Raw genomic sequence first — 6,910 nt, 5'->3', positions numbered from 1 at the left:
GCGGGCGCTGCCGCTGCCATGGCCATTGTCTGAATTTAGCTGCGAGGTGGGCCTGGCTCATGCTGGATTCCTTTGTTCTGTTGCCGGGCATCGCATGGTCGATGCCATCGGGCCGGTGAGCACCGCGGCGCGGCGTCACGCCAAGGGCATCATTCTAATGCGGGGTGGCGCAATCGGGCAGTGCGCTTCAGGCCAGCAGCGTGAGCAGGTCCAGCGGTGCGTGCAGCAATGCATCGGCATTCCAGGCGGCCGGTTCGGTGTGACCGCAGTAGCCCCAGGCCGCAGCGATGGTCGGCATGCCGGCGGCACGTCCGGCCTGGATGTCGCGCAGGTCGTCGCCGACATACCAGCAATCGCCGGGCGCCAGGCCCAGGCGGCTGGCCGCTTCCAGCAGCGGGGCGGGGTGCGGCTTGGGATGCGGCGTGGTATCGCCGCAGACGATGCATCCGGTATGGCCCAGGCCGATGGCTGGCACTAGCGGCTCGGTCAAGCGCGTGGCCTTGTTGGTGACGATGCCCCAGGCCAGCCCGCGCGCCTGCAACTGCGACAGCAGTTCGGGGATGCCATCGAACAGGCGGCTGTGCACCGTCATGTTGGCCGCGTAGCGGTCCAGGAAACGCAGCCGCAGTTCTTCATATCGATCGTCGCCGGGATGGATATCGAGGGCGGCGCCGATCAGCCCCCGGGCACCAGCGGAGGCGACCGGACGCAATGTCTCGTAGGGCGCCGGCGGCAGTCCGCGCCCGGCGCGCAGGAAGTTGGCGGCAGCGGCCAGGTCGGGGGCGGTGTCGGCAAGGGTGCCGTCAAGGTCGAACAGGATCGCACGCGGCGCTGGCAGTGGCATGGTCGGTCAATTGGAAAATGAAAGGGCAAACGGAATGGAAGCCACCGGCGTGCGGCGCGGGTGGCATCCGACCGGGCATCGTTGGCGGTCAGGCCAGCGGGCGAGTGCAGGCAACCAGGTAATTGACGTCGGTGTCGTTGTTGAGCGAATAGATCTGGGTGAGCGGGTTGTAGCTCATGCCCTTGAAGCCATCGATGTCGAGTCCGGCCTGCCGGATGTACTGCGCCAACTCGGCCGGCGTGATGAACTTGGCATAGTCATGCGTGCCCTTGGGCAGCAGACGCAACAGGTACTCGGCGCCGAGGATGGCGAACAGGTAGGACTTGGGATTGCGGTTGAGGGTCGAGAAGAACACCTTGCCGCCGGGTTTGACCAGCGTGGCGCAGGCGCGCACGATCGAGGCCGGGTCGGGGACGTGTTCGAGCATCTCCATGCAGGTGACGATATCGAACTGGCCCGCTTCGCGCGCTGCCATCTCTTCGGCGGCGATCTTCTCATAGCGTACCTGCACGCCCGATTCCATGCTGTGCAGGTCGGCCACTTTCAAGGCCTTCTCGGACAGGTCGATGCCGGTCACCTCGGCGCCCCTGGTGGCCATCGATTCGGCCAGGATGCCGCCGCCGCAGCCGATGTCGATGACACGGCGACCGGCCAGCGGCGCGCGCGCATTGATCCATTCGAGGCGCAACGGATTGATTTCGTGCAAGGGACGGAATTCGGAACTGGGATCCCACCAGCGATGGGCCAATTCACTGAATTTATGGATTTCCTGGGGGTCGGCGTTGGTATTCATGGTGACAATGATAGCCGAAACCACGCCAGGCGTTGGGATGCCCGCAATCAAATGGACATAAAAAAACCCCGCCGAAGCGGGGTTTTCGTAGAGCCTTGCGGCGTAAAACCGATTACTTGCGGGTACCCACAACTTCGATTTCAACGCGGCGGTTCTTGGCGCGGCCAGCTGCAGTCTTGTTGTCTGCAACAGGTTGCGACTTGCCCTTGCCTTCAGTGTAGACGCGGTTGGCTTCAACACCCTTCGAGACCAGGTAGGCCTTGACGGATTCAGCACGACGCACCGACAGCTTTTGGTTGTAGGCAACCGAACCGACGGAGTCGGTGTGGCCAACGGCGATGATGACTTCCAGGTTGATGGACTTCAGGTTACCAACCAGTTCGTCCAGCTTGGCCTTGCCAGCTGGCTTCAGGGTCGCCTTGTCGAAGTCGAAGAAAGCGTCAGCAGCGTAGGTGACTTTTTCCGATGTCGGAGCAGCAGCCACAGGAGCTGGTGCAGGTGCCGGAGGAGCGGCGGCGGCCACTGCCGGTGCAGGCGGCTCTTCGCAAGGGCCGTTTACATAGGCGGTTTGCCAGCACAGACCGTAACCGCTGCGGGTTACAACGTCGCGACCATCTTGCAGATACAGGCTGCCTGGACGGACTTTGATGTCCTTAGTTTCCTGAGCGGTGGCAGTCAGTGCGATGGCTGCGGACGCAGCAGCGAAGACGAGTTTTGCTAATTTGTTCATGTTTCTCCTCTCGGGTGAGATATCCGCAGATAAACTGCGCTACAAGATTACGACATCAAAAATGAATAATATCATGTGTTTAGATCCTCGCAGGACCCCTTCTATAGGGGCTTGCGATGAACTTAGTCGCCATTCTGCCACACGGATTGCCCTTGAGCGATGCTTGCCAATTGGTCCAGTAGACGTTTTTGGGACTGTGTTGTTTCCGCGCAACGCGATTTTTGAAGAGCATTTTCGTTCCTTTGAAGCAGTAAAAAAGCTGGTTTTGGAAAGAAAATCCTTATTTTTCATGCAGTTCGCCAATTTTTTGCTGGCTGCTCGCATTTGGTGCCAGGCCTTGCCTAGTGAGGACGAGGGCTTCAGGCAGCCCCCGATGGCGCGCTGGCGAAAAAGCTGCTTGCGCCGGTGGCACCAACGGCGAGGCCGCCGACGCGGTCGTCCACGGCCGGTTCTTTCCATGTCGAAACAGGCCGGTGGCAATCTGCTTATATATATAGACAGCGGGAATCGCGGTCGGCCCCGACGTTAGCCGGACGGTGGCCGGCGCCCTTTCGCGGGCAGGGGCGGGGGGCTGGCGAGGCCCGAATCGGGCCTGCGGCGTGCTAGAATGCGCTGTTCAGAATACGCCATGGGCCAGGCCCGCCCGGTCGCTGATTTTTCGGCCGGGAAACATCTTTCGACTCTCCAATGGATCAATTCGCTAAAGAAACCATCCCCATTTCCCTCGAAGAAGAGATGCGCAAGAGTTACCTCGATTACGCCATGAGCGTAATCGTGGGGCGGGCATTGCCGGATGTGCGCGACGGCCTCAAGCCGGTACACCGCCGGGTGCTGTTCGCCATGCACGAGATGAACAACGTCTGGAACCGTCCGTTCGTCAAATGTGCTCGCGTGGTCGGTGAGGTCATGGGCAAGTACCACCCGCACGGCGATGCGTCGATCTACGACACGCTGGTGCGCATGGCGCAGGACTTTTCGTTGCGCTATACGCTGGTCGACGGCCAGGGCAACTTCGGTTCGGTCGATGGCGACGGCGCCGCAGCGATGCGTTACACCGAGTGCCGCCTGGACAAGATTGCCAACGAGTTGCTGGCCGACATCGAGAAGGAAACCGTCGATTTCGTACCCAACTACGATGGCAAGGAAAAGGAACCGTCGGTCCTGCCGACCCGCATTCCCAACCTGCTGGTCAACGGCTCCTCGGGTATTGCCGTGGGCATGGCGACCAACATCCCGCCGCACAACATCACCGAGGTGATCAACGCGGCATTGCACTTGCTGGCCAACCAGCAATGCACCATCGATGAGCTCATCGAGTTGATCCCGGCACCGGACTTCCCGACCGGCGGCATCATCTACGGCGTCAGCGGCGTACGCGACGGTTATCGCACCGGCCGCGGCCGCGTGATCATGCGCGCCAAGACCCACTTCGAAGAGTTCGGTCGCGAAGGCCGCACCGCCATCATCGTCGACGAGCTGCCCTACCAGGTCAACAAGAAGGCGTTGCTCGAGCGTATCGCCGAGCTGGTGCGCGACAAGAAGCTCGAAGGCATTTCCGACATGCGCGACGAGTCCGACAAGTCGGGCATGCGCGTGGTGATCGAGCTCAAGCGCGGTGAAGTGCCCGAGGTGGTGCTCAACAATCTCTACAAGCAGACCCAGCTGCAGGACACCTTCGGCATGAACATGGTGGCGCTGGTCGATGGCCAGCCGCGCCTGCTGAACCTGAAGCAGTTGCTCGACTGCTTCCTGTCGCATCGTCGCGAAGTGGTCACGCGCCGCACCGTGTTCGAGCTGCGCAAGGCGCGCGAGCGCGGCCACGTGCTCGAAGGCCTGGCCGTGGCGCTGGCCAATATCGATGACTTCATCGCCATCATCCGCGCCGCACCGACGCCGCCGGTGGCCAAGTCCGAACTGATGGCGCGCGCCTGGGATTCGTCCACCGTGCGCGAGATGCTGGCACGCACCGGTGAGAGCAGCGCCGGCGGCATCGCGGCGTTCCGCCCCGAGAACCTGCCCATCCACTACGGTATCCAGGCCGACGGCCTGTACAAGCTGTCCGACGAGCAGGCCCAGGAAATCCTGCAGATGCGCCTGCAACGCCTGACCGGCCTGGAGCAGGACAAGATCGTCAACGAGTACAAGGATGTGATGGCGCAGATCGCCGACCTGCTCGACATCCTGTCCAAGCCGGCCCGCGTGACCGTCATCATCACCGACGAACTCAATGCGGCCAAGAACGAATACGGCATCGGCAACAAGGACGAGCGTCGTTCCAGCATCGAACTCAATGCCACCGACCTCGGCACCGAAGACCTGATCACGCCACAGGACATGGTGGTGACCCTGTCGCACACCGGTTACATGAAGTCGCAACCGGTGTCCGAATACCGCGCGCAAAAGCGCGGTGGACGCGGCAAGCAGGCCATGGCCACCAAGGACGACGACTGGATCGACCAGCTCTTCATCGCCAATACCCATGACTACATCCTGTGCTTCTCCAACCGCGGCCGCCTTTACTGGCTCAAGGTGTGGGAAGTGCCGCAGGGCTCGCGCAATTCGCGCGGCAAGCCTATCGTCAACATGTTCCCGCTGCAGGATGGCGAGAAGATCACCGTGGTGCTGCCGCTGTCGGGCGTCAATCGCAGCTTCCCGGATGACCGCTACGTGTTCATGGCCACCAGCCTGGGCACCGTCAAGAAGACCCCGCTGTCGGACTTCAGCAATCCGCGCAAGGCCGGCATCATCGCGGTCGACCTGGACGAGGGCGACTTCCTGATCGGCGCGGCGCTGACCGATGGCGCGCATGACGTGATGCTGTTCTCCGACTCCGGCAAGGCAGTGCGCTTCGACGAGAACGACGTGCGTCCGATGGGCCGTACCGCCCGTGGCGTGCGCGGCATGAACCTGGACGAGACGCAGCAGGTCATCGCCCTGCTGGTGGCCGAGAACGAGCAGCAGTCGGTGCTCACGGCCACCGAGAACGGCTTTGGCAAGCGTACGCCGATCACCGAGTACACCCGTCATGGCCGCGGCACCAAGGGCATGATCGCGATCCAGACCAGCGAGCGCAATGGCAAGGTGGTGGCCGCCACGCTGGTCGAGCCACGTGACGAGATCATGCTCATCACCACCGGTGGCGTGCTCATTCGCACCCGGGTGGCGGAGATCCGTGAAATGGGCCGCGCCACCCAGGGCGTGACCCTGATTGCGGTCGAGGGCGGCACCAAGCTGTCGGGCCTGCAACGGGTGATGGAATCGGACGTCGAGGACGAGCGCCTGGACGAAGTCGACGGCGCCGAGGCTGCCAACGGCGACGTTGCCGGCAGCACCCCCGCCGCCGAGGAGTGAACCCTTGAATGCAAGGCGGCGCACCGGTCACGGTCGCCGCCTTTTTTGATTGTGATCTGAGCCATGGTTTACAACTTTTCCGCAGGTCCCGCAGTATTGCCCCGCGAAGTGCTGCAACAGGCAGCAGACGAGATGCTGGACTGGCATGGCAGCGGCATGTCGGTCATGGAGATGAGCCATCGCGGTCGCGAGTACCTGTCCATCATCGAGGCCGCGCTGGCCGATGTGCGCGAGCTGTTCGCGATTCCGTCGAACTACAAGGTGTTGTTCCTGCAAGGCGGGGCCATCGCCGAGAACGCCATCATCCCGATGAACCTGGCCGCATTGCGCTCGCCTGCCGGCAAGCGCGAAGCGGGTGTGGCCGACTACATCGATACTGGTTCCTGGTCGACCAAGTCGATCAAGGAAGCGGCGCGCTATTGCCGCGTCAACGTGGCGGCGTCGTCGGCCGCGCAGAAATACGCGGCCATTCCACCGCGCGCCGAATGGCGGCTGTCCAGCGATGCGGCCTATGTCCACATCTGCAGCAACGAGACCATCGACGGCGTCGAATACCAGTTCGCCCCGGATGTGGCGGCCGACACCCAGGGTGCGCCGCTGGTGGCCGACATGTCGTCGCATATCCTGTCGCGCCAGGTCGACGTGTCGAAGTACGGCGTGATCTATGGTGGCGCCCAGAAGAATATCGGTCCGGCCGGGCTGACCCTGGTGATCGTGCGCGAAGACCTGCTGGGCCATGCGCTGCCGTTCTGCCCGTCGGCCTTCGACTGGAAGATCGTGGCCGACAACGATTCGATGTACAACACGCCGCCTACCTATGCGATCTACATCGCCGGACTGGTGTTCCAGTGGTTGAAGCGCCAGGGTGGCGTGGCCGCCATGGAGCAGCGCAATATCGCCAAGGCCGAGCTGCTCTACGGGTATCTCGACAGCACCGATTTCTACAGCAACCGGATCGCCCACGATTGCCGCTCGCGCATGAACGTGCCGTTCTTCCTGCGCGACGAAACCCTCAACGACATCTTCCTGGCCAGTGCCAAGGAGCGTGGGCTGCTACAGCTCAAGGGCCACAAGTCGGTCGGCGGCATGCGCGCATCGATCTACAACGCGATGCCCATCGAGGGCGTACAGGCCCTGGTCGACTACCTCAGGGACTTCGAAGCGAAACACGGCTGATGCCGCGGCGGCCACC

At 62.5% G+C, this 6,910-nt stretch carries 5 protein-coding genes; 2 read left to right on the top strand and 3 right to left on the bottom strand.

The window, feature by feature from the left end; all coding sequences use genetic code 11:
- Positions 1 to 187: 187 nt before the first annotated feature.
- From gph to ompA, 3 genes are all read right to left on the bottom strand, one after another.
- Positions 188 to 844, bottom strand: coding sequence for a phosphoglycolate phosphatase (gph, locus tag PMI40_RS09220; protein WP_008114415.1), 657 nt, complete (start codon positions 842 to 844; stop codon positions 188 to 190).
- Positions 845 to 932: 88 nt separating this feature from the next.
- Positions 933 to 1,637, bottom strand: a complete 705-nt coding sequence (ubiG, locus tag PMI40_RS09215) for a bifunctional 2-polyprenyl-6-hydroxyphenol methylase/3-demethylubiquinol 3-O-methyltransferase UbiG (protein WP_008114414.1) — start codon at positions 1,635 to 1,637, stop codon at positions 933 to 935.
- 112 nt (positions 1,638 to 1,749) lie between these two features.
- On the bottom strand, positions 1,750 to 2,367 hold the full coding sequence (ompA, locus tag PMI40_RS09210; protein ID WP_008114411.1) for an outer membrane protein OmpA: 618 nt from the start codon (positions 2,365 to 2,367) through the stop codon (positions 1,750 to 1,752).
- Positions 2,368 to 3,054: 687 nt separating this feature from the next.
- Between ompA and gyrA the strand changes: the two genes are divergently transcribed.
- Together gyrA and serC are read left to right on the top strand one after the other, a co-directional pair.
- The gene (gyrA, locus tag PMI40_RS09205; RefSeq protein WP_008114409.1) at positions 3,055 to 5,718 is read left to right on the top strand and encodes a DNA gyrase subunit A; all 2,664 of its coding nucleotides are present in this window, start codon (positions 3,055 to 3,057) and stop codon (positions 5,716 to 5,718) included.
- A gap of 63 nt (positions 5,719 to 5,781) precedes the next feature.
- Positions 5,782 to 6,894 (top strand): 3-phosphoserine/phosphohydroxythreonine transaminase, encoded by a 1,113-nt coding sequence (gene serC / locus PMI40_RS09200; RefSeq protein ID WP_008114407.1) that lies wholly within the window; start codon positions 5,782 to 5,784, stop codon positions 6,892 to 6,894.
- Positions 6,895 to 6,910 lie beyond the last annotated feature (16 nt).

Source organism: Herbaspirillum sp. YR522, assembly GCF_000282575.1.
In the GTDB taxonomy this organism is placed as follows: Bacteria; Pseudomonadota; Gammaproteobacteria; order Burkholderiales; family Burkholderiaceae_D; genus Herbaspirillum.
Note: the sequence above shows the minus strand (reverse complement) of the source record. Positions and strands in the feature narration are given on the sequence as shown.